This window comes from Burkholderia stabilis (genome assembly GCF_001742165.1).
GTDB lineage: Bacteria > Pseudomonadota > Gammaproteobacteria > Burkholderiales > Burkholderiaceae > Burkholderia > Burkholderia stabilis.
The window spans coordinates 579,613-603,252 of sequence record NZ_CP016442.1 but is presented as its reverse complement, the minus strand read 5'-3'; the positions used below and the strand labels follow the sequence as shown (position 1 = coordinate 603,252).

General features: G+C 67.4%; 22 protein-coding genes and 1 other RNA gene. 9 read left to right on the top strand and 14 right to left on the bottom strand.

The window, feature by feature from the left end; translation table 11 throughout:
- The first annotated feature begins 79 nt into the window (after nucleotides 1–79).
- A complete protein-coding gene (locus BBJ41_RS02905) occupies nucleotides 80–934 on the top strand; it encodes an endonuclease/exonuclease/phosphatase family protein (RefSeq protein ID WP_069745239.1) in 855 nt (284 codons plus the stop codon).
- A gap of 30 nt (nucleotides 935–964) precedes the next feature.
- On the opposite strand, the gene BBJ41_RS02900 is transcribed toward BBJ41_RS02905, so the two are convergent.
- The 10 genes from BBJ41_RS02900 to ffs all read right to left on the bottom strand — a co-directional run bounded on the left by BBJ41_RS02900 (nucleotide 965) and on the right by ffs (nucleotide 10,453).
- Entirely contained in the window at nucleotides 965–1,741 is a 777-nt protein-coding gene (locus BBJ41_RS02900) for a 3'-5' exonuclease (protein ID WP_069745238.1), read from the bottom strand.
- A gap of 3 nt (nucleotides 1,742–1,744) precedes the next feature.
- Complete coding sequence (gene rpoS / locus BBJ41_RS02895) at nucleotides 1,745–2,833, bottom strand: RNA polymerase sigma factor RpoS (RefSeq protein WP_069745237.1); 1,089 nt, start codon at nucleotides 2,831–2,833, stop codon at nucleotides 1,745–1,747.
- A gap of 11 nt (nucleotides 2,834–2,844) precedes the next feature.
- Nucleotides 2,845–3,732: a peptidoglycan DD-metalloendopeptidase family protein gene (locus BBJ41_RS02890; protein ID WP_069745236.1), complete on the bottom strand. Its 888-nt coding sequence runs from the start codon at nucleotides 3,730–3,732 to the stop codon at nucleotides 2,845–2,847.
- Between the two features lie 5 nt (nucleotides 3,733–3,737).
- Entirely contained in the window at nucleotides 3,738–4,670 is a 933-nt protein-coding gene (locus tag BBJ41_RS02885) for a protein-L-isoaspartate(D-aspartate) O-methyltransferase (RefSeq protein WP_069747550.1), read from the bottom strand.
- Complete coding sequence (gene surE / locus BBJ41_RS02880) at nucleotides 4,667–5,428, bottom strand: 5'/3'-nucleotidase SurE (RefSeq protein ID WP_069745235.1); 762 nt, start codon at nucleotides 5,426–5,428, stop codon at nucleotides 4,667–4,669. The genes BBJ41_RS02885 and surE overlap by 4 nt, the downstream gene beginning before the upstream one ends.
- Nucleotides 5,429–5,544: 116 nt before the next feature.
- Nucleotides 5,545–6,750, bottom strand: a complete 1,206-nt coding sequence (locus BBJ41_RS02875; protein WP_069745234.1) for a CaiB/BaiF CoA transferase family protein — start codon at nucleotides 6,748–6,750, stop codon at nucleotides 5,545–5,547.
- Nucleotides 6,751–6,798: 48 nt separating this feature from the next.
- Nucleotides 6,799–7,395, bottom strand: coding sequence for a recombination mediator RecR (gene recR, locus BBJ41_RS02870; RefSeq protein ID WP_034181272.1), 597 nt, complete (start codon nucleotides 7,393–7,395; stop codon nucleotides 6,799–6,801).
- 31 nt (nucleotides 7,396–7,426) lie between these two features.
- Nucleotides 7,427–7,753 carry a YbaB/EbfC family nucleoid-associated protein gene (locus BBJ41_RS02865; RefSeq protein ID WP_069745233.1) on the bottom strand — a complete coding sequence of 109 codons (327 nt, stop codon included), beginning with the start codon at nucleotides 7,751–7,753 and terminating at the stop codon, nucleotides 7,427–7,429.
- A 94-nt stretch (nucleotides 7,754–7,847) separates the two neighbouring features.
- On the bottom strand, nucleotides 7,848–10,226 hold the full coding sequence (locus BBJ41_RS02860) for a DNA polymerase III subunit gamma/tau (protein ID WP_069745232.1): 2,379 nt from the start codon (nucleotides 10,224–10,226) through the stop codon (nucleotides 7,848–7,850).
- Nucleotides 10,227–10,354: 128 nt separating this feature from the next.
- Nucleotides 10,355–10,453, bottom strand: an RNA gene (gene ffs / locus BBJ41_RS02855) — signal recognition particle sRNA small type.
- Nucleotides 10,454–10,841: 388 nt separating this feature from the next.
- On the opposite strand from ffs, the gene trxA reads away from it, so the two are divergent.
- The 8 genes from trxA (at nucleotide 10,842) to BBJ41_RS02815 (ending at nucleotide 19,431) form a co-directional block, all read left to right on the top strand.
- Nucleotides 10,842–11,168 carry a thioredoxin TrxA gene (trxA, locus tag BBJ41_RS02850; protein WP_069745231.1) on the top strand — a complete coding sequence of 109 codons (327 nt, stop codon included), beginning with the start codon at nucleotides 10,842–10,844 and terminating at the stop codon, nucleotides 11,166–11,168.
- 194 nt (nucleotides 11,169–11,362) lie between these two features.
- The gene (rho, locus tag BBJ41_RS02845; RefSeq protein WP_006478662.1) at nucleotides 11,363–12,625 is read left to right on the top strand and encodes a transcription termination factor Rho; all 1,263 of its coding nucleotides are present in this window, start codon (nucleotides 11,363–11,365) and stop codon (nucleotides 12,623–12,625) included.
- 131 nt (nucleotides 12,626–12,756) lie between these two features.
- Entirely contained in the window at nucleotides 12,757–13,257 is a 501-nt protein-coding gene (locus tag BBJ41_RS02840; protein ID WP_069745230.1) for a MerR family transcriptional regulator, read from the top strand.
- On the top strand, nucleotides 13,254–14,810 hold the full coding sequence (locus BBJ41_RS02835) for an MFS transporter (RefSeq protein ID WP_069745229.1): 1,557 nt from the start codon (nucleotides 13,254–13,256) through the stop codon (nucleotides 14,808–14,810). The genes BBJ41_RS02840 and BBJ41_RS02835 overlap by 4 nt, the downstream gene beginning before the upstream one ends.
- 37 nt (nucleotides 14,811–14,847) lie before the next feature.
- Complete coding sequence (locus BBJ41_RS02830) at nucleotides 14,848–15,681, top strand: M90 family metallopeptidase (RefSeq protein WP_069745228.1); 834 nt, start codon at nucleotides 14,848–14,850, stop codon at nucleotides 15,679–15,681.
- A gap of 157 nt (nucleotides 15,682–15,838) precedes the next feature.
- A complete protein-coding gene (locus tag BBJ41_RS02825) occupies nucleotides 15,839–16,099 on the top strand; it encodes a type B 50S ribosomal protein L31 (protein WP_006753671.1) in 261 nt (86 codons plus the stop codon).
- 141 nt (nucleotides 16,100–16,240) lie between these two features.
- Nucleotides 16,241–18,073, top strand: a complete 1,833-nt coding sequence (locus BBJ41_RS02820) for an ArnT family glycosyltransferase (RefSeq protein ID WP_156814735.1) — start codon at nucleotides 16,241–16,243, stop codon at nucleotides 18,071–18,073.
- 2 nt (nucleotides 18,074–18,075) lie between these two features.
- On the top strand, nucleotides 18,076–19,431 hold the full coding sequence (locus BBJ41_RS02815; RefSeq protein ID WP_069745226.1) for an MATE family efflux transporter: 1,356 nt from the start codon (nucleotides 18,076–18,078) through the stop codon (nucleotides 19,429–19,431).
- A gap of 11 nt (nucleotides 19,432–19,442) precedes the next feature.
- Here the strand turns inward: BBJ41_RS02815 and lipA are convergent, their stop codons facing one another.
- The 4 genes from lipA to BBJ41_RS02795 are packed head-to-tail and all read right to left on the bottom strand — an operon-like array spanning nucleotide 19,443 to nucleotide 23,573.
- Nucleotides 19,443–20,408, bottom strand: coding sequence for a lipoyl synthase (gene lipA, locus BBJ41_RS02810; RefSeq protein WP_069745225.1), 966 nt, complete (start codon nucleotides 20,406–20,408; stop codon nucleotides 19,443–19,445).
- A 2-nt stretch (nucleotides 20,409–20,410) separates the two neighbouring features.
- Complete coding sequence (locus BBJ41_RS02805) at nucleotides 20,411–21,526, bottom strand: acetoin dehydrogenase dihydrolipoyllysine-residue acetyltransferase subunit (protein ID WP_069745224.1); 1,116 nt, start codon at nucleotides 21,524–21,526, stop codon at nucleotides 20,411–20,413.
- 4 nt (nucleotides 21,527–21,530) lie between these two features.
- Nucleotides 21,531–22,535 (bottom strand): alpha-ketoacid dehydrogenase subunit beta, encoded by a 1,005-nt coding sequence (locus BBJ41_RS02800; protein WP_069745223.1) that lies wholly within the window; start codon nucleotides 22,533–22,535, stop codon nucleotides 21,531–21,533.
- Between the two features lie 54 nt (nucleotides 22,536–22,589).
- Nucleotides 22,590–23,573 carry a thiamine pyrophosphate-dependent dehydrogenase E1 component subunit alpha gene (locus BBJ41_RS02795; protein WP_069745222.1) on the bottom strand — a complete coding sequence of 328 codons (984 nt, stop codon included), beginning with the start codon at nucleotides 23,571–23,573 and terminating at the stop codon, nucleotides 22,590–22,592.
- Nucleotides 23,574–23,640 lie beyond the last annotated feature (67 nt).

Sequence of the window (23,640 nt, the reverse complement as noted above, 5' to 3'; positions counted from 1 at the left end):
GGCAGCTCGCGCCGGCTGCGCCGCAAGGCCGGTCCGGACAGGCTCGAAGCCCGAAATCCGCCCGGCAGGAGGTTCGACCATGCGACTGATCGACTGGAACATTCAATGGGGTCGGGACGCGGACGGCGTCGTCGACCTTTCGCGCACCGTCGCAGCAATCCGCCGGCTCGGCGATTTCGACGTGCTGTGCCTGCAGGAGGTGACGCGCGGCTTCGGCGCACTGCCCGACCAGCCCGGCCCCGACCAGTTCGCGGAGCTCGCGGCGCTGCTGCCCGGCCATACGATCATCGAAGCGATCGGCGCCGACCTGCCGGCCGTCGAGCCCGGTGCACCGCGCCGCCAGTTCGGCAACGCGATCGCAACGCGGCTGCCGGTCGGGCGTGTGCTGCGCCAGTTGCTGCCGTGGCCGGCCGACGCCGGCACGCCGTCGATGCCGCGCGTCGCGCTCGACGTCGAACTGCAGGCGCCGTTCGGCCCGCTACGCGTGGTCACCACGCATCTCGAATACTATTCCCCGCGCCAGCGGCTTGCGCAGGTCGACGCGCTGCGCGACCGGCATCGCGAGGCTTGCGCACACGCGCAATGGCCCGCCCCCGCCGAAACGACCGACGGGCCGTTCAGTGCGACCGGCCAGCCGCGCGATGCGATCGTCTGCGGTGATTTCAACAGCGCGTTCGGCAGCGATGCATACCGTCGCTTTCTCGAGCCGATCACCGGTGCGCCGGGCTTCGTCGACGCGTGGATCGCGCGGCACCCCGGTCGCACGCCACCGCCGACGGCCGGCGTCTACGATACGGTGCAATGGTCGGAGGGGCCGCTCGCGTGCGACTTCGTATTCGTGACCGACACGCTGCTGCCGCGCGTCACGCGCTGCGAGATCGACGGCGACGTACGCGCGTCGGATCACCAGCCGGTGCTGCTCGAACTCGCGTGATCGGACAGATCGCGGCGCGGCACGCCCGCGTTACGCGTCGAAGCCGGCCAGATATTCGGCCCAGTGCGATGCGGGCTCCTGAGCGAGTGCGTTCTTGACGAGCAAAATCTCGTCCGCATACTCGCTCTGCGTCAGGCCGCCGCGCATCAACTGGAACCGGCAATACAGCAGGTACGTGTTGACGACGTCGGTCTCGCAATAATTGCGAATTTCGTCGATCCGACCGTCCTGGAATGCCGGCCACACCTGACTGCCGTCCATCCCGAGCTTGCCCGGAAAGCCGCACAGCTTCGCGAGCGCGTCGAGCGGCGCATTCGCGCGCGCCTGATACATCGCGAGCACGTCCATCAGATCGGTATGCCGCGAGTGATAGCGCGAGATGTAGTTGTTCCACTTGAATTCACGGTCGTCCTCGCCGAGATCCCAGTAGCGGGTCGCGGGGATGCCGTGCAAGAGCGCACGGTAATGCAGCACCGGCAGGTCGAAGCCGCCGCCGTTCCACGATACGAGCTGCGGCGTGTATTTCTCGATCACGCGGTAGAACGACTGGATCAGCGCTGCTTCGTTGTCCTGCGGCGTGCCGAGCGAACGGACGCGAAAACCGTTGTTGTCGCGAAACACGCACGAGATCGCCGCGATGCGCTGCAGGTGGTGCGGCAGGAAATCGCTGCCGGTCTTCTCGCGGCGGGCGGCGAAGGCATGTTCGGCCACCGCGGCATCGTCGAGCGTCGCGGGCAGCGCTTCCAGACGGCGAATGCCGTCGACATCGGGAATCGTCTCGATGTCAAAAACAAGAATCGGAGTCATCAGTTACAGAACGGCGTCCTTGCGCACGCCATTGGAGGCAAAGAACCGCTTGAGGCGCACCAGCGCTTCCTGCTGGATCTGCCGCACGCGCTCGCGCGTGAGCCCCATCTCGTCGGCCAGCTCCTCGAGCGTCGCCGGTTCGATGTGGTTCAGGCCGAAGCGGCGCTCGATCACGTGCCGATGCTTGTCGGACAGTCGCGACAGCCACGCCCGCGTGAGCGTCTCGAGCTCGCGGTGCTGCACTTCGGCGTCGGGCGACTGGCTCTGGTCGTCGGGCAACAGGTCGAGCAGGCTGCTTGCGGGATCGAGGTCGAGCGGCGCGTCGAGCGACGCCGTGTGCTCGTTGAGCGCGAGGATGTCGGTGACTTCCTCGGCGGTCTTGCCGGTGAGATAGGCGATGTCGTCGATACTGGCTTCGCGGCGCTCGGCCGCCTCGCCCGTCGACATCGAATTCTTTTCGAGGTGGCGCTTCGCACGCAGCACCTGGTTCAGCTCGCGGATCACGTGCACCGGCAGGCGCACCGTGCGGGCCTGGTTCATGATGGCCCGCTCGATGCTCTGGCGGATCCACCACGTCGCATAGGTCGAGAAACGGAAGCCGCGCGTCGGGTCGAACTTCTCGATCGCGTGCATCAGGCCGAGGTTGCCTTCCTCGATCAGGTCGAGCAGCGGCACGCCGCGGTTCAGATACCCCTTCGCGATGCTGACGACGAGACGCAGGTTGCGTTCGATCATCACCTGCCGCGCCTCGAATTCGCCGGCCTTCGCGAGACGGGAATAGCGCTGCTCTTCCTCGACGGTCAGCAGCGGCTTCACGCTGATGCGGTTCAGGTAATGCTGGATCGTGTCGGCCGTGAGTTCGGCCTGCAGCAGCGTGCGGAAATCGTCGACATCGGGCGATGCTTCCGGACGGCTTTCGCGTTCGTCGTCGCCACCGTCCGCCTCGGCGTCGCGCGCCTCGAGATCACGTTCGTTTTCCGCGACGTCGTCTTCGTCGTCCGTCGAAGCGCCAGCTCGCCCCACCGATGCTTGCGTGGCACGACTGATCTTCTCAGACTCGGCTTGCGGCTCGTGGCGCTTCGATTTCGGCATGGTCGTCTCGGTTATTGAGGCGGCAAATACTTCAGCGGATCGACAGGCTTACCCTGCCGGCGTACCTCGAAATGCAGCATCACGCGGTCGGAATCGCTGTTACCCATCTCGGCGATCTTCTGCCCCTTCGTTACCGCGTCCCCCTCTTTTACCATCAAAGCGCGATTGTGTGCATACGCCGTGAGGTAAGTTGCATCGTGTTTGATGATAATGAGGTTGCCGTAGCCACGCAGGCCGTTGCCCGAGTAGACAACGCGGCCATCGGCTGCCGCCTTCACGGCCTCGCCGGCCGAGCCGCCGATGTTGACACCCTTGTTCTTCGCATCGTCGAACCCGTTCAGCACGGGGCCGCGCGCGGGCCACGCGAACGTCACGGGGCCGCTCGGGGCCGCCGCCGTGTCGCTCGACCCGGTCGCCGCAGCCGGCGGCGTCGCGAGCGTGGACGACGTGCCGGCAGCCGGCGTCGCAGGGCCGCTGCTCAGCGGCGCGGTCGCGACGGCTGCGCCCGCGATCGGCGCAGTGGCCGGCATACCCGCAACCGCGGCGCCGCCCGGCGGCGCGACGCGCAGCAACTGGTCGACTTCGATCTGGTTCGGGTTCGCCAGGTTGTTCCAGGTGGCGATGTCGCGATAATTCTGCCCGTTCTCGAGCGCAATCCGGTACAGCGTGTCGCCCGGCTTCACGCGGTAGAAACCAGGCGGCGGCGGGCCGAGCGGTACCGCGGGCTGCGCGGAGGCGCTCGTGCCGAGCGACCCGGAGCGGTCGACGACGGGCGCGTTGTCGAGCCGCGTCGCACACGCGGCCAGTAACGTGGAGAACGCAGCCACACAGATCGCGCGCTGGGCGAGCGTGAGCGGTTCCCTGGATCGGTTGTTTTGCATCGCGCGCAACATACTCATCGGTTTCAAATCACTCCGGATTTTAAAGGGACAAAGAAAACGCGATCAAGCCGGGACTCTCGCCATTGCGCGTGCGCGACGCGCTCGACGAGCGTGAGCACCTGGTGCTGCCCGCTCTGCGCGCCGACCGGCGCGACGAGCCGCCCGCCGATCGCGAGCTGCTCGAGCAGCGCCTGCGGCACGTCGAGCCCCGCCGCCGCGATCACGATCGCGTCGAACGGGGCCGCGGACGGCAGGCCGACACGCCCGTCGCCGTAGTGCAGACGGATGTTCGGCACGCGCAGCGGCCGCAGGTTCAGCTTTGCGCGCTCGTAGAGCGGCTTGATGCGTTCAATCGAATACACGTCGCGTGCCACGTGGCTCAGCACGGCGGCCTGATAGCCGCAGCCCGTGCCGATCTCGAGGACGCGCTCGAGTGTGCGGCCGGCCATCGCGAGCTCGATCATGCGCGCGACGACCGACGGCTTGGAAATTGTCTGCTGGTGACCGATCGGCAACGCGGAATCCTCGTAGGCCTGCGTCGCGAGCCCCGGATCCACGAACATGTGGCGCGGCACCGCGGCCATCGCTTCCAGCACGCGCGCATCGGTCACGCCGTTCGCACGCAGCCGTTCGACCATCCGCTCGCGCACGCGTTCCGACGTGAGCGCGAACGCGCCGGCCGGCGCGACGCTCGGCGCAGCCGGCTTCGGCAGCGCAGGCTTCAGCGCGGTCGGCTTCGGCGCGGTCACAGGCTTCGCGGCGGCGGAACCGGGCAGTGCCGTCCGCAGCGCAGCCGGCTTCACCGCAACCGGTTTCAGCACGGCCGCGGGCTTGTCGGCCGCCTTCGGCGCCGCGACCGCCGCATGGCGTTCGCCGGCCCGACCTTCCGACTTGCGTGGCGCTCGCTTGAGATCTTCGAGCGCGAGCGGGAACCGCTTCGCGCGCTCGCCGCTCATGAAACCCGCCCTCCGGCGCGCGCCCATTCGCGCGTCGCAAGCAACATCTGTGTATGCGTGAGATCGAGCTGCAGCGGCGTGATCGACACGAAACCGTTTGCGACGGCGTGGAAATCGGTGCCCTCGCTCGCGTCCAGCGCTGCGCCTGCCGCGCCGATCCAGTAGACCGGCTCGCCGCGCGGGTCGGTCTGGCGGATCACCGGCTGCGACGGATGGCGCTTGCCGAGGCGCGTGACCTGCCAGCCCTTCAGCGCGTCGTACGGCAGGTTCGGGATATTGACGTTCAGCAGCGGGTGGCCCGGCAGCGGATGCGCGAGGTAGTGCTCGACGATTTCCGCGGCGACGCGCGCGGCGTCCGCCAGGTGGGCCCAACCCTTGTCGGCCAGCGAGAACGCAATGGCCGGAACGCCGAACATGATGCCTTCGGTGGCGGCTGCAACTGTCCCCGAATAGAGCGTGTCTTCGCCCATGTTCTGGCCGTTGTTGATCCCCGACACGACGAGGTCCGGCTTCGCGTCGGTCATCCCGGTCAACGCAACGTGCACCGAATCTGTCGGCGTACCGTTCACGTAGAAGAAACCCGTACCCGCCGCGCGCTGCACCGACAGCGGCCGCGACAGCGTCAGGGAATTCGACGCGCCGCTGCAGTTCTGCTCGGGCGCGATCACCGTGAGTTCGGCCAGCGGCTGCAGCGCTTCGCTGAGCGCGGCGAGACCGGGGGCAAGATAGCCGTCGTCGTTGCTGAGTAGGATTCGCATCCGGCGATTGTAACCGAGGAAAGATGGCGCGAGAGCGACAGTCCGGCGGCCGCGGAGGGGCAGGTGCGCGCATGCGCGCACGATGCGCCGCCGCATTGCGCGGCGGCGTTCCGCGCTCAGATCGCGCCTGCCTCGCGCAGTGCGGCAATCGCCTGCGCGTCGTAGCCGAGGCCGCGCAGCACCTCGTCCGTATGCTCGCCGAGCTCGGGCCCGAGCCAGCGCGTTTCGCCCGGCGTGTCCGACAGCTTCGGCGTGATGTTCGGCAGTGGAATGTCGGTGCCGTCGGCCAGCTTGAAACGCTGGATCATCTGCCGTGCGACGAACTGCGGGTCGGTGAACATGTCGGCGGCGCTGTAGATACGCCCGGCCGGCACGTCGGCCGCGTTGAGCACGACGAGCGCATCGTCGATCGTGCGCGGCGCGAGCCACGCGGCAATCGCGTCGTCGATCTCCTGCGTGCGCGGCACGCGCCCGTCGTTCTGCGCGAGTGCGGGATCGTCGGCGAGGTCGTCGCGCTCGATCGCCCTCATCAACCGCTTGAAGATCGGGTCGCTGTTGCCGCCGATCACGATGCTGCCGTCGCGGCATGCGTACGTATTCGACGGCACGATGCCCGGCAGCGACGCGCCGGTGCGCTCGCGCACCATCCCGTACACGCCGTATTCGGGCACGACGCTTTCCATCATGTTGAAGACGGCTTCGTACAGTGCAACGTCGACCACCTGCCCCGCACCGCCATTGACCTTGCGGTGATGAAGCGCCATCAGCGCGCCGATCACGCCGTGCAGCGCGGCGATCGAATCGCCGATCGAGATGCCGATGCGCGGCGGCGGCAGATCGGGATAACCGGTGATGTGGCGCAGGCCGCCCATCGATTCGGCGATCGCGCCGAAGCCGGGGCGGTCGCGGTACGGGCCGGTCTGCCCGTAGCCGGACAGGCGCACCATCACGAGGCCCGGGTTGTCGGCCGACAGCACGTCGTAGCCGAGCCCGAGCTTTTCGAGCAGGCCCGGACGGAAGTTCTCGATCACGATGTCGGCTTCGCTCGCGAGTTGCCGCGCGATCGCCTTGCCGGCATCGGATTTCAGGTTGAGCGTGACCGATTTCTTGTTGCGCGCCTGGACGGACCACCATAGCGACGTGCCGCCCTGCTCCGGATGGAGCTTGCGCCACTTGCGCAGCGGGTCGCCGCCGTTCGGATCCTCGATCTTGATCACTTCCGCGCCGAATTCGGCGAACAGCCGCGACGCGAACGGCCCCGCGATCAGCGTTCCGAATTCGAGCACTTTGACGCCCGCGAGCGGGCCCTGGCTGGTGCTCATGTGTCTCCCTGGCATGAGGAACGGCGCCGCCCGCAGGCGGCGCCCGGCTTACATCGTGCGGCGGTCGAGCATCGCGCGGGCGATGGTGCCCGCGTCGACGTATTCGAGCTCGCCGCCCACCGGCACGCCGCGCGCGAGGCGCGTGACCGCGAGCCCGCGCGCCTTCAGCGTCTGGCCGAGGTAGTGCGCGGTGGCTTCGCCTTCGTTCGTGAAGTTGGTCGCGAGCACGACTTCCTTGACGATGCCGTCGGACGCGCGCCGCACGAGGCGGTCGAAATGGATTTCCTTCGGACCGATCCCGTCGAGCGGGCTCAGTCGCCCCATCAGCACGAAATACAGCCCGCGGTACGTCATCGTCTGCTCGAGCATGATCTGGTCGGCAGGCGTCTCGACGACGCACAGCAGCGTCGGATCACGCTCCTCGTCGCTGCAGACCTCGCAGATCTGCGCTTCGGTGAACGTATTGCACTTCTCGCAGTGCTGCAGGTGCTCGGTCGCGAACAGCAGCGACCGGCCGAGCCGCTCCGCGCCCTCCCGATCGTGCTGCATCAGGTGGACCGCCATGCGCTGCGCGGATTTCGGCCCGACGCCGGGCAGCACGCGCAATGCTTCGACGAGAGCGGACAGGGCGGACGGCTGTTTCATACGGCGGCAAAAAGTGGCAAGGACGCCGCGTTCAGAACGGCAGCTTGAAGCCCGGGGGCAGCGGCAGGCCCGACGTCATGCCGCTCATCTTTTCCTGCGACGTCGCTTCGGCCTTGCGCACGGCATCGTTGACCGCTGCCGCGACGAGATCCTCGAGCATGTCCTTGTCGTCCGCGAGCAGGCTCGGGTCGATCGCCACGCGACGCACTTCGTTGCGGCACGTCATCGTCACCTTGACGAGACCCGCCCCCGACTGCCCTTCGACTTCGATCAGCGCAAGCTGCTCCTGCATCTTCTTCATGTTTTCCTGCATTTGCTGCGCTTGCTTCATCAGTCCGGCGAGGTTGCCTTTCAACATGGGAATACTCCTTCTTGATCGTGTGAAAACCGGCACGCGGCGCGTGCCGGCCAATGTGTGCGGGCGTGATTGTGCCTGTCGCTGTGCGCTCAGTTCAATGCAGCGTCGGCGGCTGGCCGTCCGGCGCCGAATCGGCGAGCGGACGCACCGAGCCTTCGACGATACGCGCACCGAAGTCGCGTACGAGCTGCTGGACGAACGGATCGCCGTGAATCTCCTGCTCCGCCTCGCGCTGGCGTGCCGCGCGCGCGGCTGCGTCGAGCGCGGCCGCCGTCCGGCGTGCGGGCCCGACCTCGACCGCCACCTCGACCGGCTTGCCGAGCGCATCGGCCAGCGCAGCCTTCAGCTTTGCAACCTGCGCGGCGTCCGCATATTGCGGCACCGGCACGGAAAGTTTCAACGTCGTTGCATCCACAGCCGTCAGTTCGCTGTTGAACGCGAGCTGGTAAGCGACGCCCTTGAGCGGCAACTGTGCGGCGAGCGCCGGCCATTCGCCGTCGAAGCCGATCGGATCGAGCGCGATCGCGGGCGGCAACGGCCGCGTGTCGACCGGTGCTGACGGACGGGTTTCCGCCGCCTTCGGCATCACGCGCACGTCGTCGGGGCCGCTGTCGAACACGGGTACGAAACCGTCATCGGGCGGACCGCCGAACATTTCGTCGGCGCTGAGCGGGACGTAGTCGTCCGGCGGGATGTCCTCCCACGGCGGCGAAGCCTGACGCGAATCAGCCGCATGCGGCGCACGGGCGGCAGCACGTGGAGTCGGCACCGACACGGCAGGACGCGCTGCGGCCGGTTTCTCGGCGGCCGGCTGGGCCGCCGGTTTCGGCGCAGCACCTGCCCGAGCGCGGTCGGACGACACGCGCATCCCGGCATTGCGCAGCACGTCGAGCGCGGCGGCCGCACCGCCTGAACGCGCCGCCGAACGCGCGACGGGCTCGGGCGACGCAGCGCGCGGCACCGGATCGGCCGGCGCAGCCGGTTCGTCGTTTCGCAGCGCAACAGGCGTGGCAGCAGCGGCTACGGCAGCGGCAGGCTGCTCGGGTTCCTTGCGGGCGGGCGGCGGCGTATCGTCCGCCGTCGCCGCCTGCGACGCCATATCCTTTTCCGGCTCCGGCGCCTCGATCACTTGCACATCGGCCGGAGCCGGTGCGGACGCCTGGACGGCAGCCGCCTTCACGGCCGGCCGGCCGGCCTCTTCGCCGGATTGCACCGGCGCCGGACGCGCAACGGGCGCAGTCGGCACGGCAGCCTGCGGACGCACTGCCTCGGCAGGTGCAGCCGATACCGGCTTCGCCGCAGCAGTTGAGGCCGCGGCCGCAGCCGCGCGCGGTCCCGGCACGGCTCGCGGCGCGGACGGCTGGCCGCCAGGCGCACTGCCGGCGGCAACGGCCGGCTCGAACGCGAGCATCCGCAGCAGCGTCATCGTGAAACCGGCGTACTCGTCAGGCGCCAGGCCGAGCTCCGCGCGCCCGACCGTCGCGATCTGATAGAACAGCTGAACCTGCTCGGCGCTCAGCGTCTCCGCGAAGCGACGCAGATCGGAGGCTTCCGGCCATTCGTCGAGCACCGAACCCGGCGCGAACTGCGCCCACGCAATCCGATGCAGCAGGCTCGCGAGATCCTGCAGCGCGGTCGAGAACGACAGGCTGCGCAGCGACATCTCGTCGGCAATCGCGAGGATTTCCGGGCCGTTGCCGGCCGCGAGCGCATCGAGCAGGCGCACCATGTACGTCTGGTCGAGCGCGCCAAGCATGCCCGACACGGCCGACTCGGTTACCTCGTTCGCCGAATAGGCGATCGCCTGGTCGGTGAGGGACAGCGCATCGCGCATGCTGCCTTGCGCCGCGCGCGCGAGCAGGCGCAGCGCCTGCGGCTCGAACGTGATCTGCTCTTCGCCGAGGATCCGCTCGAGATGCGACACGATGTGCCCGGCCGGCATCTGCTTCAGGTTGAACTGCAGGCAGCGCGACAGCACGGTGACGGGAATTTTCTGCGGATCGGTCGTCGCGAGGATGAACTTGACGTGCGGCGGCGGCTCTTCGAGCGTCTTCAGCATCGCGTTGAACGCGTGATTCGTCAGCATGTGCACTTCGTCGATCATGTAGACCTTGAAGCGCGCATCGACGGGCGCGTACACCGCGCGCTCAAGCAGCGCGGCCATCTCGTCGACGCCGCGATTGCTCGCAGCATCCATCTCGACGTAATCGACGAAACGGCCTTCGTCGATTTCGCGACAGGCACGGCACACGCCGCACGGCTGCGACGTGACGCCGGTTTCACAGTTGAGTGCCTTCGCGAAGATCCGCGACAGCGTCGTCTTGCCGACACCGCGGGTTCCGGTAAACAGATAGGCGTGATGGAGACGCCCGCCGTCGAGCGCGTGCGTGAGCGCCCTGACGACGTGCTCCTGGCCGACGAGCGAAGCGAAATCCTTCGGACGCCACTTGCGTGCGAGAACTTGATAGGTCATCGGGAAATTGTATCAGTAACGCTGCGTCGCGCCGACACGCGAAACGGTGCGGAAGACGGCCAAAGCGCAGGTAAAAACGGAGTGTGGCGCAGAAATAAAAATCGCCCGGCGAACGGGGCGAGAAGGAAGGTGACGAGCCCGACCCTCGGCACTGGCGGAAAACGATTGTGGCTGCTTCGTTCCCGACCTGACCAGGTTCACCGCCCCACCATGCGAGGAGGCCCGTCACGGCGAATTGTATCACCGCTTCAGGATGAATGCGACCGTTTGTTCGCATCAATGCGAAAGGCCGAGCAAACCGGCGCGTGCCCGGCCGTGCGAATCGCACGTGTGCCCGCCCCCTTGTAATTTACGAGCCGACCTCCACCTCCTGGGTACGGCGGTCGAACGTCGCGTCGTACCCCTACTCGCGAAGCGGCTACTATCGCCGCCCGCAGCAGATAGCAATTTAGGCTAATATGACGCCCGAACGACCCGCGAGCCGCGGCATGCAGCGCTTTCGCACCTCCTTTCCGGGGAGCAGAGTGACCTGCCGCAGCGATCGGCAGCCCATGGCGGCCGGTACGCTGCAACGCGCAAGCAGGCAGTCCCCGAACCGTAAGAGGTATTGACCCAATGAGCGAACAGATCAAACACATCAGCGACGCATCGTTCGAACAGGACGTCGTCAAGTCCGACAAGCCCGTGCTCGTCGATTTCTGGGCCGAATGGTGCGGCCCGTGCAAGATGATCGCCTCGATCCTCGACGAAGTCGCGAAGGACTACGGCGACAAGCTGCAGATCGCGAAGATCAACGTCGACGACAACCAGGCGACGCCCGCGAAGTTCGGCGTGCGCGGCATCCCGACGCTGATCCTGTTCAAGAACGGCGCGGCCGCCGCGCAGAAGGTCGGCGCGCTGTCGAAGTCGCAGCTCACCGCATTCCTGGACAGCCACCTGTAATACCGGCAGTTCCGCGGACGTGTTGTCAACCGGCAACACGTCCGTCGACAAGCCGCCGATCGGCCGCTCAAGCGCGAATCGGCCTATGCTAGAATTAAAAAACGTCTACAAGACGCATTTAAGTCTCTGAGCGCTTCCGCTCGCCCTCCTCCCTTATTTCTTTCGTCGCTTCTCCTCCCTGGCGGGTTCTCCGTATGCATTTATCCGAGCTCAAGTCTCTGCACGTCTCCGAACTGATCGAAATGGCCAATGGCCTCGAGATCGAAAACGCGAACCGCCTGCGCAAGCAGGAGTTGATGTTCGCCATTCTTAAAAAGCGCGCCAAGACGGGAGAGACGATCTTCGGCGACGGTACGCTCGAAGTGCTGCCGGACGGCTTCGGCTTCCTGCGCTCGCCGGAAATGTCGTACCTCGCGAGCACCGACGACATCTATATCAGCCCGTCGCAGATCCGCCGCTTCAACCTGCACACCGGCGACACCATCGAAGGTGAAGTCCGCACGCCGAAGGACGGCGAGCGCTACTTCGCGCTGGTGAAGGTCGACAAAGTCAACGGGCAGCCGCCCGAGGCCTCGAAACACAAGATCATGTTCGAGAACCTCACGCCGCTGCACCCGAACAAGCCGCTGTCGCTCGAACGCGAAATGCGCGGCGAGGAAAACGTCACGGGCCGCATCATCGACATGATCGCGCCGATCGGCAAGGGCCAGCGCGGCCTGCTCGTCGCATCGCCGAAGTCGGGCAAGACCGTGATGCTCCAGCACATCGCGCACGCGATCAAGCAGAACCACCCGGACGTGATCCTGTTCGTGCTGCTGATCGACGAGCGCCCTGAAGAAGTGACCGAAATGCAGCGCTCGGTCGCCGGCGAAGTGATCGCATCGACGTTCGACGAACCGGCCACGCGTCACGTCCAGGTCGCCGAAATGGTGATCGAGAAGGCCAAGCGCCTCGTCGAAATGAAGCACGACGTCGTGATCCTGCTCGACTCGATCACGCGTCTCGCACGCGCATACAACACCGTGATCCCGGCATCGGGCAAGGTGCTGACGGGCGGTGTCGACGCAAACGCGCTGCAACGTCCGAAGCGCTTCTTCGGCGCGGCGCGCAACATCGAGGAAGGCGGTTCGCTGACGATCATCGGCACCGCGCTGATCGAAACCGGCAGCCGCATGGACGACGTGATCTACGAAGAGTTCAAGGGCACCGGCAACATGGAAGTGCACCTCGAGCGCCGTCTCGCGGAAAAGCGCGTGTATCCGTCGATCAACCTGAACAAGTCGGGCACGCGTCGCGAGGAAATGCTGATCAAGCCCGAGATCCTTCAGAAGATCTGGGTGCTGCGCAAGTTCATCCACGACATGGACGAAGTCGAGGCAATGGAATTCCTGCTCGACAAGATCCGCCAGACGAAGAGCAACTCCGAGTTCTTCGACCTGATGCGCCGCGGCGGCTGATCGCCCTCGCCCGCATTCGAACGGCCGCCCGCACATCATGCCGACGGCCGTTTTTCCGTCCCAACCTGAACGTGAACGTACAGGTTGATCTATAATCGCGTCATTGCACTGACCGAATCCCCCGCCCGCCGATGCCGAACGACGCCCCCAAACCGTTGCTGACCGTGAGCGACGCCGCGTCGCGGCTCGGCGTCACGCCGCGCACGCTGAAGTATTACGAAGAGCGCGGACTCGTCACGCCATCGCGCAGCGAAGGCCGCTACCGCCTCTACGACGAAGCCGACCTCGAGCGCTTCGCGCGCATCCTGCGGTTGCGCGCGCTCGGCTTCTCGCTGCACGGCATCACCGAAATGCTGAAGCGTCCGCTGGAAGAAACGGGCGACGGCCGGCGCCGCTATTCGGATGCGTCGTTGCGCGACATCCGCACCGGCCTCGCCGAGCAGATCGGCACGCTCGACCGGCGGATCGCGGCCGTCCAGCGCGAACTGAAGGAAGCCGTCGCGCTGCGCAAGGAACTGCAGCACGACATCGAGTACGTCGAGCGGCGCCTCGCCGGCGAAAATCCCGATGCGCTGATCGCGCAGCGGCAGGCCGAAGCCGGCACGCGACGCACGCGCAAGGATCGCGAATGAACGCGGCATCCGGCCGATCGCCGCTGTGGAGCCGCGCGAACCTGCGTGCGGACCTGTTCCCGTGGGCGCTCGCGCTCGTCACCGGCATCGACTACTTCGACAACGCGATCTTCTCGTTCTTCGCAAGCTATATCGCGGGCGGCATCAACGCGTCGCCCGACGAACTCGTGTGGTCGTCGAGCGCGTACGCGGTCACGGCCGTGCTCGGCATCCTGCAGCAGCAATGGTGGGTCGACCGGCTCGGGCATCGCCGCTATGTCGCCGGCTGCATGCTGATGTTCTCGTTCGGCGCGATCGCGGCCGCGCTCGCCGATACGTCGCTGGAACTCGCGTTCGCGCGCGGTTTCCAGGGCTATTTCATCGGCCCGATGATGGGCGCGTGCCGGATCCTGATCCAGATCAGTTTCAAGCCGCAGGAGCGGCCGCCCGCGACGCGCGCGTTCCTCGTCATGATCCTGCTCGGCAGCGCGCTCGCGCCGATCGTCGGCGGGCTGCTCGTCGCGCATTCGACATGGCGCGCGCTGTTCGCGTGCACGGCGCCCGCCGGCATCGCGTTCGCGATCCTCGCGCTGCTCACGCTGCCCGATTCGGGCCGGACGCCCGACGACGCGCGCGGCTCCGGTCATTTCTGGCCGTACGTGGTGTTCGCGCTCGCGCAAGGCGCGCTGCAGATCGTGCTGCAGCAGGTGCATTACCAGCTCTACAGCGGCTCGCCGATGCTGATCCTGCTGACGATCGCGGGAATCGGCGCGCTCGCGTGGTTCGCGTATCACCAGTGGCATCATCCGACGCCGCTCGTGCGGCTGCACGCGTTTCGCGAGCGGACGTTCCAGGTCGGGCTGCTGCTCTACATGTTCTATTACTACGAGACGACGGGTTTCAGTTACCTGACATCGCGTTTTCTCGAAGGCGGGCTCGGTTATCCGGTCGAGAACGCCGGGCGCCTGGTGGGCACGATGTCGCTGATTTCGGCCACCGCGCTGTTCGCGTACCTGCGCTACGCGAAATTCGTCACGCACAAGAAATGGTTCGTCGTGCCGGGGTTCGCGATCGCCATCGTGGCCGCACTGTGGATGACGCGCATGACGCCGCAAGTCGGCGAAGCCGCGCTGATCGTCCCGCTGCTGCTGCGCGGGCTGCTGCTGCTCTTCATCGTGCTGCCGGTGGCCAACCTGACGTTCCGGATCTTCGCGATCGACGAATACACCCACGGCTACCGGCTGAAAAACATTGTGCGGCAACTGACGATCTCATTCGCGACGTCGTCGGTGATCATCGTCGAGCAGCACCGGGTGGCCGTGCACCAGACGCGGCTGGTCGAGCGCGCGAACGTGTTCGACCCGCTGTTCCAGCAGACCGTCGACACCCTCACGCGCAGCTATGCGGCGGCCGGCCACGCACTGAACGAGGCGCACGGCCTGGCGATCGCGTCGATCGCGCGGATGGTCGCGCAACAGGCGTCGTTCCTCGCGTCGCTCGACGGCTTCTACTTCCTGGCGGGGGTCGCGCTGGTCGGCGGCCTCTTCGCAGCATGGCAAAAAGAGATCGATTGAGTTAAAAGACAGGCTTTGGATTTCCGCCGCCGCCTCCATGCTCTCGAAACTGACCCGCTGGTTCGACGACCGCCGCCGCGACCGCGCGCTGCGCAGCCACCCGATCCCCGACGCGCTGTGGCAGGAAACGGTCGAGCGCCTGCCGTTCCTCGACGCGCTGCCGCCCGACGCGCTCGGCCGGCTGCGCGAGCTGACGAGCCTGTTCGTCGCGAAGAAATCGTTTTCGACCGCGCACGGGCTCGAGCTGACCGACGCGATGATCGTCGCGATCGCCGCGCAGGCCTGCCTGCCCGTGCTGAATCTCGACCTGTCGCTGTACGACGGCTGGGTCGGCGTCGTCGTGTATCCGGGCGAATTCGTGATCCGCAAGACCGTGCAGGACGAGGATGGCGTCGTCCACGAAGTCGAGCAGGATGCAAGCGGCGAGGCATGGGAAGGCGGCCCCGTGATTCTGTCCTGGGAAGACGCGCAGATGACGGACGGCCACGACGCATACAACGTCGTGATCCACGAGTTCGCGCACAAGATCGACATGGTCAACGGCGCGGCCGACGGCTATCCGCCCCTATTTCGCCGCTGGCACGCGCCACACCTCGACGCGCAGGCGTGGGCCGACGTGTTCGAACATGCGTACGACCAGTTCTGCGCACGCGTCGACGCGGTGCCGGACCGCGCGTGGGCGCGCTTCGAGCGGGAATCGCTGATCGACCCGTATGCGGCCGATCACCCGTCGGAATTCTTCGCGGTGTGCAGCGAAGCGCTGTTCGTCCGACCGAAAGCGTTCGAGTCCGAATTTCCGGAGCTGTACCGGCTGCTCGCCCGCTACTACCGGCAGGATCCGGCGGGCACCGGCGCGCTCGACGCGCCGTGAAAATTATTCGTCAACCATCTGATTTTCTGGCATAATCGCCGTTTTTCGACCTTAGGCAAGTGGCTCGCGCCGGGCTTGGCGTCGTCTGGTATGCGCGATTCGCGCGGTCCGGCACGGCAAGCGGCGGGTTGGCTACCGCTAACACCAAGGAAAGACCATGAAAGAAGGCATCCACCCGAATTACCGCGAAGTCGTCTTCCAAGACATGTCGAACGGCTTCAAGTTCATCACGCGCTCGACGATCCAGACGCGCGAAAACATCGAACTCGACGGCAAGACCTACCCGCTCGCCAAGATCGAAGTGTCGTCGGAATCGCACTCGTTCTACACGGGTCAGCAAAAGATCATGGACACGGCAGGCCGTGTCGAGAAGTTCAAGAACAAGTTCGGCGTACGCGCCAGCGGCAAGGCGAAGTAAGCTTCGCTTCGCATCCGGTGGTTGCAACGCACCGGTGTCGCACAAAAGGGCAGCCCAGGCTGCCCTTTTTCGTCTCTGCTCGCTCGCAAGCCGGCCGGCGCCCGGGCATCGACCTGACGCGCAACTGCCGGCGCGTCTACAATGCCGGATGCTCGAAACCGGCTCGGGCACGCGCGACCGCGCCGGTCGCCCGCCAATAACAAATCGCTCATCTGCATGAAGCCTGTCGTCCGTCTCACCGCCTCCGCCACGCGCGCGCTGCCGCGCTGGCTGCTGCTCACGCTCTGCTTCGTCTACGCGGCGTTCGGCCTGTTCGGCCGTGACCCGTGGAAGAACGAGGACGCCGCGGGCTTCGGCGTAATGTGGACGATGGCCAAGGGCGGCTGGCACGACTGGCTGCTGCCGAATCTCGTCGGCAAGTTCATCACGACCGACGGGCCGCTCGGCTACTGGCTCGGCGCGCTGTCGATCCGCGGCCTCGACCCGTGGGTCGATGCGAGCAACGCATCGCGCGTCGATACCGGCGTGCTGTTCTGCGTCGCGTGCGCGTTCGTCTGGTATGCCGCCTACCTGCTCGGCCGGCGCGCCGAAGTCCAGCCGTTCAAGTACGCATTCGGCGGCGAACCCGAGCCGCGCGACTACGGCCGCACGCTCGCCGACGGCGCGCTGCTGGTCCTCGTCGCATGCTTCGGCCTCGCGGAACGCGGGCACGAAACGACCCCGCAGCTCGCGCAGTTCGCGTGGATCGCGATGCTCGTCTACGGGATCGTGCGCGGCATCGACAAGCCGATGCAGGGTGCGCTGTGGTGGGGCGTCGCGATCGGCCTCGTCGCGCTGTCCGGCAACCCCGTGCTCGTCGTCGCGCTGCTCGCCGGCACGGCCGCGCTGTGGCTCGTCACGCCCGAGATGCGCAACCTGCGCCTGCCGCTGGTCGGCGTGCCGCTCGCGGTCGCAATTTTTGCGCTGTGGCCGATCGCCGCGTTCGTCGCGGCGCCGGACGATGCCGCATGGTTCTTCAACCAGTGGATCCACGGCAGCCTGATGCGCTTTTCGGGCCCGCCGACCGCCGTGCTCGGGTACGCGGCGAAGAACCTGCCGCTGTTCACGTGGCCCGCGTGGCCGCTCGCGATCTGGGCATGGTGGAGCTGGGCCGGCATGCGCCGCCGCGCGCACATCGCGATTCCGCTGTCGGTCGCCGTGCCGCTCGTCGCGCTCGTGATCCTGCAGAGCCAGCAGTCGAACCGTATGTACATGCTGCTGATGGCGCCGCTCGCGGTGCTCGCCACGTTCGCGCTGCCGACCCTCAAGCGCGGCGCGATCAACGCGATCGACTGGTTCGCGGTGCTGAGCTTCACGATCCTCGGCACCTTCGTGTGGCTCGTCTGGCTCGCGTCGCTCACCGGTTTCCCGCACCCGCTCGCGCGCAACCTCGCGCGCCTCGTGCCCGGCTACGAGCCGCATTTCAAGATCCTGTCGTTCATCTGCGCGGTGATCGTCACCGTGTGCTGGTGCGTGCTCGTGCGCTGGCGCATCTCGCGGCAGCCGAAGGTGCTGTGGCGCAGCGTGGTGCTGTCGGGCGCGGGCACCACGCTGATGTGGGTGCTGCTGATGACGCTGTGGCTGCCGATCGTCAACTATGGCCGGACCTATCGCGATGTCGCGCAGCAGATCGCCACGCACCTGCCGTCCGACTACGAGTGCATCTCGCCGGTGCGGCTCGGCGATGCGCAGATCGCGACCTTCGCGTATTTCGGCAACATGCACTTCGATTTCTCCGGCGACTGCGACGTGATCCTGCGTCAGGACCGCGCGGACTTCGGCGAGCCGAGCGCGATGTCGCAATACGTGTGGCGTCTCGTGTGGGAAGGCCGCCGCGCCGCGGACCGCGACGAACGCTTCCGTCTGTACGAGCGCATCGAGCGGCCGAAGACGCCCGTCAAGCGGCGTCCGCCGCGCCGCCAGGCAGCCGATTGACGATGCTCGGCGACATCCGCCGGATCGTCGGTCTCGCGTGGCCGGTGCTCGTCGGCCAGCTCGCGATCATCGCGTTCGGCGTGATCGACACCGCGATGGTCGGCCGCTACTCGGCCGTCGATCTTGCCGCGCTCGGGCTCGGCTCGTCGATCTACGTGTCGATCTATATCGGCCTGACGGGCATCCTGTCCGCGCTGCAGCCGATCACCGGGCAGCTGTACGGCGCGCGGCGCTACGCCGAGATCGGCGAGGAAGTGCGCCAGGCGCTGTGGCTCGCGCTGCTGCTCGCGGTGCCCGGCTTCCTGCTGCTGCATTTCCCGGAGCCGTTGCTGCGCGTCGCACACGCGCCCGCCGCGCTGCACGATCGCACCGTCGACTACCTGCGCATCCTGTCGTACGGGCTGCCCGCCAGCCTCGTCTTTCGCATCTACAACGCACTGACCAACGCCGCCGGCAAGCCGCGTCTCGCGATGATCCTGCAGATCGGCGCGCTGCTGCTCAAGTTTCCGCTCAACGTGTGGTTCATCTTCGGCGGCTTCGGCGTGCCGGCGCTCGGCGGCCCGGGCTGCGGGCTCGCGAGCACGCTGATCAACTGGGCGCTCGCGCTGATCGGCTACACGCTGCTCGCGAAGCTCGACGTGTTCGCGCCGCTCGCGATCTTCTCGCGCTTTTGCTGGCCGGTCTGGGAACGCCAGAAGGCGATCCTGAAACTCGGCGTGCCGATGGGCCTGTCGTACCTGATCGAAGTCACGTCGTACACCTGTATGGCGCTGTTCATCGCGCAGTTCGGCACGACGACGCTCGCCGGCCACCAGATCGCCGGCAACATCGGCGCGGTGCTGTACATGACGCCGCTGTCGATCGGCGTAGCCGCGTCGACGCTCGTCGCGCGCGCGCTCGGCGCCGGGCGCCCCGAAGAAGCGCGGCTGCTCGGCCGGCACAGCGTGATCTTCGCGTGCGGGATCGCGGCCACCTATGCCGTGCTCATCTTTGCGCTGCGCCCGCTGATCATCAGCGGCTACACGCCGAACCCGGCCGTCGCGGCAGCTGCGATGCCGCTGGTCGCGATCGTCGCGTGCTACCACTGCTTCGATGCGCTGCAGGTCACGTCGGCGTTCGTGCTGCGCGCGTACAAGGTCGCGGTCGTGCCGACCGTGATCTACGCGGTCGCGCTGTGGGGCGTCGGCCTCAGCGGCGGCTACGTGCTCGGCTTCGACGTCGGCGGCATCGCGCCCGCGTGGCTGACCGGCGCACGCGGCTTCTGGTTCGCGAACACGATCAGCCTGATGCTCGCGGGCGCCGGACTCGCGTTCTACCTGCGCCGCGTGAGCCGCGCGCACGTCGCCGCCCACGCCTGACGCGCGGCCCGCTACGCGTCCTCCAGCACGTCGGCCGCGTGATACGACGACCGCACGAGCGGGCCGGCCACCACTTCCCTGAAACCGAGCGTCAACGCCTCGGCGCGCCACGCGGCGAATGCGTCCGGGCTCACGTAACGGCGCACCGGCAGATGATGCGCGGACGGCGCGAGATACTGGCCGAGCGTCACCACGTCGACGTCGTGCGCGCGCAGGTCGCGCAATGTGTCGCGCACCTCGTCGTCGCATTCGCCGAGCCCGAGCATCAACCCCGATTTCGTCGCCAGCGACGGCCGCGCGCGCTTCGCCTGCGCGAGCAGTTCGAGCGAGCCGCGATAGTCGGCGCCCGGGCGCGCCGCGCGATACAGCGACGGCACCGTCTCGATGTTGTGGTTGAACACGTCCGGCCATGCCGGCGACAACGCATCGAGCGCACGCGCGACGCGGCCCCGGAAATCCGGCATCAGCACCTCGACGCCGATGCCCGGCACGCTCGCGCGCACCGCCGCGATGCATGCGGCGAAATGCGCGGCGCCGCCGTCGCGCAGGTCGTCACGGTCCACCGACGTGATCACGACGTAGCGCAGCCCGAGCGCCGCGGCCGCGTCGGCCAGCCGCGCGGGCTCGTCGGGATCGAGCGGCTCGGGACGGCCGTGCGCGACATCGCAGAACGGGCAGCGCCGCGTGCACAGCCCGCCCATGATCATGAAGGTCGCGGTGCGCTGCGCGAAGCATTCGCCGATGTTCGGGCACATCGCCTCCTCGCAGACGGAATGCAGCCGGTGCTCGCGCAGCACGGCCGCCATGTCGGCGACCGCCGCGCTCATCATCGGCCGTGCGTGCAGCCACGGCGGCTTCGGCAGCGCCGTGCCGGCCGCGGGCTCGACGCGCACCGGAATGCGCGCGAGCTTGTCGCGGCTTCTCGCGCCCGGCTGGCCGAGCGCCGTGAGGCTGGGTCGTTCGAGCGCGGCGGCCATCGTCAGTCTCCGAGAAAGGCGACGATCAGGCGGTTCACGTCGGCGGCCGCCTCCATCTGCACCATGTGCCCGCTGCCGGCGATCACCTCGGCACGCACGCCGTCCGGCAAACCCTGCGCATGCTGCGCGGGAATCACCTGGTCGCGCTCGCCCCAGATCACGAGCGTGCGCGGCGCGAGCGACGCGAGCCGGTCGCGGAACACGCGCCGCTGCGCCGCGCCGTCGAACGCGGCGTTCGCGATCTTCTCCAGCGCGGCCTGCACGCCCTCGAGCCGCTTGTACTTGACGAGATCCTCGACGAGCTGCCGCGTCACGAGCGCGTTGTCCGCGAACAGCGCGCCGAGATGCGGCTTCAGCGTGTTGCGACTGTTGCCGGCGACGAAACCGTCGATGTAGGCGCGGTTGATGTCGGCGCCGAGCCCCGCGCTCGCGATCAGCGTCAGCGACGCGACGCGTTGCGGCGCGCGCTCGGCCGCCGCCATCGCGACCGCGCCGCCCATCGAATGGCCGATCAGGTGCGCGCGCTCGATGTGCTGCGCATCGAGCAGCGCGAGCACCGCGTCGGCCAGTTCGTCGAGGCTGCCCGTCTCGACCGCCTTGCCCGATTCGCCGTGACCGGGCAAGTCGAGTGCCCACACGGGCCGGTGCGCAGCGAGGTCCGCATGATTGAACAGCCAGTTGTTCAGGTCGCCGCCGAAGCCGTGGATCAGCACGGCGGGCGTGCCCGCGCCGTCGCCGAGCTTCAGGAAGCGCACCGTGCGGCCGCCGATCTGCGCCTTCTCGGGCTGCGGGCCGGTCGCTTCGTCGGCGGCCGCGCTCGGCACGAAATCGCGCTGGAACTCGGCGATCGCCGCGTCGATGTCGGCATCGCTCGCCTCGGCCGCCGCGACGACGCCCAGCAGCGCGCCGACCGGCAGCGTTTCGCCTTCCTGCGCGACCTGCCGGCGCAGCGTGCCGTCGAACGCGCATTCGACGCCCGACGAGATCTTGTCGGTCTCGACGTCGAGCACTTCGTCGCCCTTCGTCACGCGTTCGCCGATCGCCTTCAGCCAGCCGTTGATCTGCCCCTGCTCCATCGACAGCCCCCACTTGGGCATCGTGATCATGTGAATCGACATCGTGTCAGCTCCTCGTCTTCAGGACCGCCTGCGCAATCGCATCGGCGGACGGGATGTACAGGTCTTCCAGCACGCTCGCGAACGGCGCGGGCGTGTGCGGCGCGGTCACGAGCTCGATCGGCGCCTTGAGCGCCCGGAACGCGCGCTGCGCGACGAGCGCGGCGATGTCGGTCGCGATCGAGCAGCGCGGGTTCGCCTCGTCGACCACCACCACGCGCCCGGTGCGCGCCGCGCTTTCGAGGATCGTGTCCTCGTCGAGCGGCGACGTCGTGCGCAGGTCGATCACGTCGACCTGGATGCCGTCCTTCGCGAGCTTCGCGGCCGCGTCCATCGCGAGATGCACCATCCGGCCGTACGTGACGATCGTCGCGTCGTCGCCGTCTCGCATCACGTTCGCCTCGCCGAACGGAATCGCATAGGACTCCTCCGGCACGTCGCCTTCGCGCGTATAAAGCAGCTTGTGTTCGAGGAAAATCACGGGATCGTTGTCGCGGATCGCCTGGATCAGCAGCCCTTTCGCGTCGTACGGCGTCGACGGGCACACGACCTTCAGCCCCGGGATGTGCGTGAACAGCGACGTGAGCATCTGCGAGTGCTGCGCGGCCGCGCGCAGCCCGGCGCCGTACATCGCGCGAATCACGACCGGCGTCACCGCCTTGCCGCCGAACATGTAGCGGAATTTCGCGGCCTGGTTGAAGATCTGGTCGAAGCACACGCCCATGAAATCGATGAACATCAGCTCCGCGACCGGGCGCATCCCGCACGCGGCCGCGCCGACCGCCGCGCCGATGTAGCCGCCTTCGGAGAGCGGCGTATCGAGCACGCGGCCCGGAAACTTGTGGAACAGCCCCTTCGTCACGCCGAGCACGCCGCCCCATGCGTCGTCCTCGCCCGGCGCACCCGCGCCGCCCGCGTTGTCCTCGCCCATCACGATCACGCTGTCGTCGCGCGCCATCTCCTGCGCGAGCGCCTCGTTGATCGCCTGCGAATAAGTGATCTTCCTTGCCATGTCTGTCTCCTGGAATATTCGGTTCGCCGTGCCGGCTGCTGGATCAGCGCGCGCTCACGGGTACGACACGTAGACGTCGGTCAGCAGGTCGGCGGCATCCGGCACCGGCGCGGCCTTCGCCTGCGCGACCGCGTCGTCGATCAGCGCCTTCACCTGTGCGTCGACCTCACGCAGATCGGCGGTCGTCAGTGCTTCGGCGCGCACGACGCGCGTCTCGAAGCGCTTCAGGCAGTCCTTCTCGTCGCGCAACTTCTGCACCTCGCCCGGCGCGCGGTAAGTCTGCGCATCGCCTTCGAAATGGCCGAAATACCGCGTGAACTTCACCTCGACGAGCGTCGGGCCGCCGCCGTTGCGCGCGCGTTCGACGGCTTCGCCGAGTGCTTCGTGCACCGCGAAGAAGTCGAAGCCGTCGACGATCACGCCCGGCATCCCGAACCCGTTCGCACGATCGGCGATGTTGTCGGTGGCGACCGACCAGCTCGACGACGTCGCTTCCGCATAACCGTTGTTCTCGGCCACGAAGATCGCCGGCAGCCGCCACACCGACGCGAGGTTCATCGATTCGAAGATCACGCCCTGGTTCGACGCGCCGTCGCCGAAGAAGCACACGCCGACGCCGCCCGTCTTCCGGTGCTTCGCCGCGAGCGCCGCGCCGCACACGAGCGGGCCGCCCGCGCCGACGATCCCGTTCGCACCGAGCATCCCCATCGACAGGTCGGCGATGTGCATCGAGCCGCCCTTGCCGTGGCAGACGCCGGTTTTCTTGCCGTAGATCTCGGCCATCATTCCGTGCACGTCGACGCCCTTCGCGATGCAATGGCCGTGACCGCGGTGCGTGGTCGCGACGTAGTCGTCGAGGCCGAGGTGCAGGATCGTGCCGACCGCGGACGCCTCCTCGCCCGCGTACAGGTGAACGAAGCCGGGGATCTCGCCGGTCGCGAACTCGACGTGCAGGCGCTCCTCGAATTCGCGGATCGTGCGCATCAGCCGGTATGCGTCCAGCAGCTTGCCCCTGCTGAGCTGGGTCGAAACGGTCATGTGTGTCTCCTGGGTAGGTCTGACTGCGAATGCCGCCGCGGCGGTGCCGTGGCGACGGATTGCACGG

Bases quoted from the DNA above. Each gene is read 5' to 3' on its own strand.
- BBJ41_RS02800 (WP_069745223.1), bottom strand. From the start codon at position 22,535: ATGGCAAGGAAGATCACTTATTCGCAGGCGATCAACGAGGCGCTCGCG.
- BBJ41_RS02860 (WP_069745232.1), bottom strand. From the start codon at position 10,226: ATGACCTATCAAGTTCTCGCACGCAAGTGGCGTCCGAAGGATTTCGCT.
- lipA (WP_069745225.1), bottom strand. From the start codon at position 20,408: ATGGCCGCCGCGCTCGAACGACCCAGCCTCACGGCGCTCGGCCAGCCG.
- BBJ41_RS02890 (WP_069745236.1), bottom strand. From the start codon at position 3,732: ATGAGTATGTTGCGCGCGATGCAAAACAACCGATCCAGGGAACCGCTC.
- BBJ41_RS02825 (WP_006753671.1), top strand. From the start codon at position 15,839: ATGAAAGAAGGCATCCACCCGAATTACCGCGAAGTCGTCTTCCAAGAC.
- rpoS (WP_069745237.1), bottom strand. From the start codon at position 2,833: ATGCCGAAATCGAAGCGCCACGAGCCGCAAGCCGAGTCTGAGAAGATC.
- rho (WP_006478662.1), top strand. From the start codon at position 11,363: ATGCATTTATCCGAGCTCAAGTCTCTGCACGTCTCCGAACTGATCGAA.
- BBJ41_RS02795 (WP_069745222.1), bottom strand. From the start codon at position 23,573: ATGACCGTTTCGACCCAGCTCAGCAGGGGCAAGCTGCTGGACGCATAC.
- BBJ41_RS02900 (WP_069745238.1), bottom strand. From the start codon at position 1,741: ATGACTCCGATTCTTGTTTTTGACATCGAGACGATTCCCGATGTCGAC.
- BBJ41_RS02905 (WP_069745239.1), top strand. From the start codon at position 80: ATGCGACTGATCGACTGGAACATTCAATGGGGTCGGGACGCGGACGGC.
- BBJ41_RS02805 (WP_069745224.1), bottom strand. From the start codon at position 21,526: ATGTCGATTCACATGATCACGATGCCCAAGTGGGGGCTGTCGATGGAG.
- BBJ41_RS02815 (WP_069745226.1), top strand. From the start codon at position 18,076: ATGCTCGGCGACATCCGCCGGATCGTCGGTCTCGCGTGGCCGGTGCTC.
- trxA (WP_069745231.1), top strand. From the start codon at position 10,842: ATGAGCGAACAGATCAAACACATCAGCGACGCATCGTTCGAACAGGAC.
- BBJ41_RS02885 (WP_069747550.1), bottom strand. From the start codon at position 4,670: ATGAGCGGCGAGCGCGCGAAGCGGTTCCCGCTCGCGCTCGAAGATCTC.
- BBJ41_RS02835 (WP_069745229.1), top strand. From the start codon at position 13,254: ATGAACGCGGCATCCGGCCGATCGCCGCTGTGGAGCCGCGCGAACCTG.
- surE (WP_069745235.1), bottom strand. From the start codon at position 5,428: ATGCGAATCCTACTCAGCAACGACGACGGCTATCTTGCCCCCGGTCTC.
- recR (WP_034181272.1), bottom strand. From the start codon at position 7,395: ATGAAACAGCCGTCCGCCCTGTCCGCTCTCGTCGAAGCATTGCGCGTG.
- BBJ41_RS02865 (WP_069745233.1), bottom strand. From the start codon at position 7,753: ATGTTGAAAGGCAACCTCGCCGGACTGATGAAGCAAGCGCAGCAAATG.
- BBJ41_RS02820 (WP_156814735.1), top strand. From the start codon at position 16,241: ATGCCGGATGCTCGAAACCGGCTCGGGCACGCGCGACCGCGCCGGTCG.
- BBJ41_RS02830 (WP_069745228.1), top strand. From the start codon at position 14,848: ATGCTCTCGAAACTGACCCGCTGGTTCGACGACCGCCGCCGCGACCGC.
- BBJ41_RS02840 (WP_069745230.1), top strand. From the start codon at position 12,757: ATGCCGAACGACGCCCCCAAACCGTTGCTGACCGTGAGCGACGCCGCG.
- BBJ41_RS02875 (WP_069745234.1), bottom strand. From the start codon at position 6,750: ATGAGCACCAGCCAGGGCCCGCTCGCGGGCGTCAAAGTGCTCGAATTC.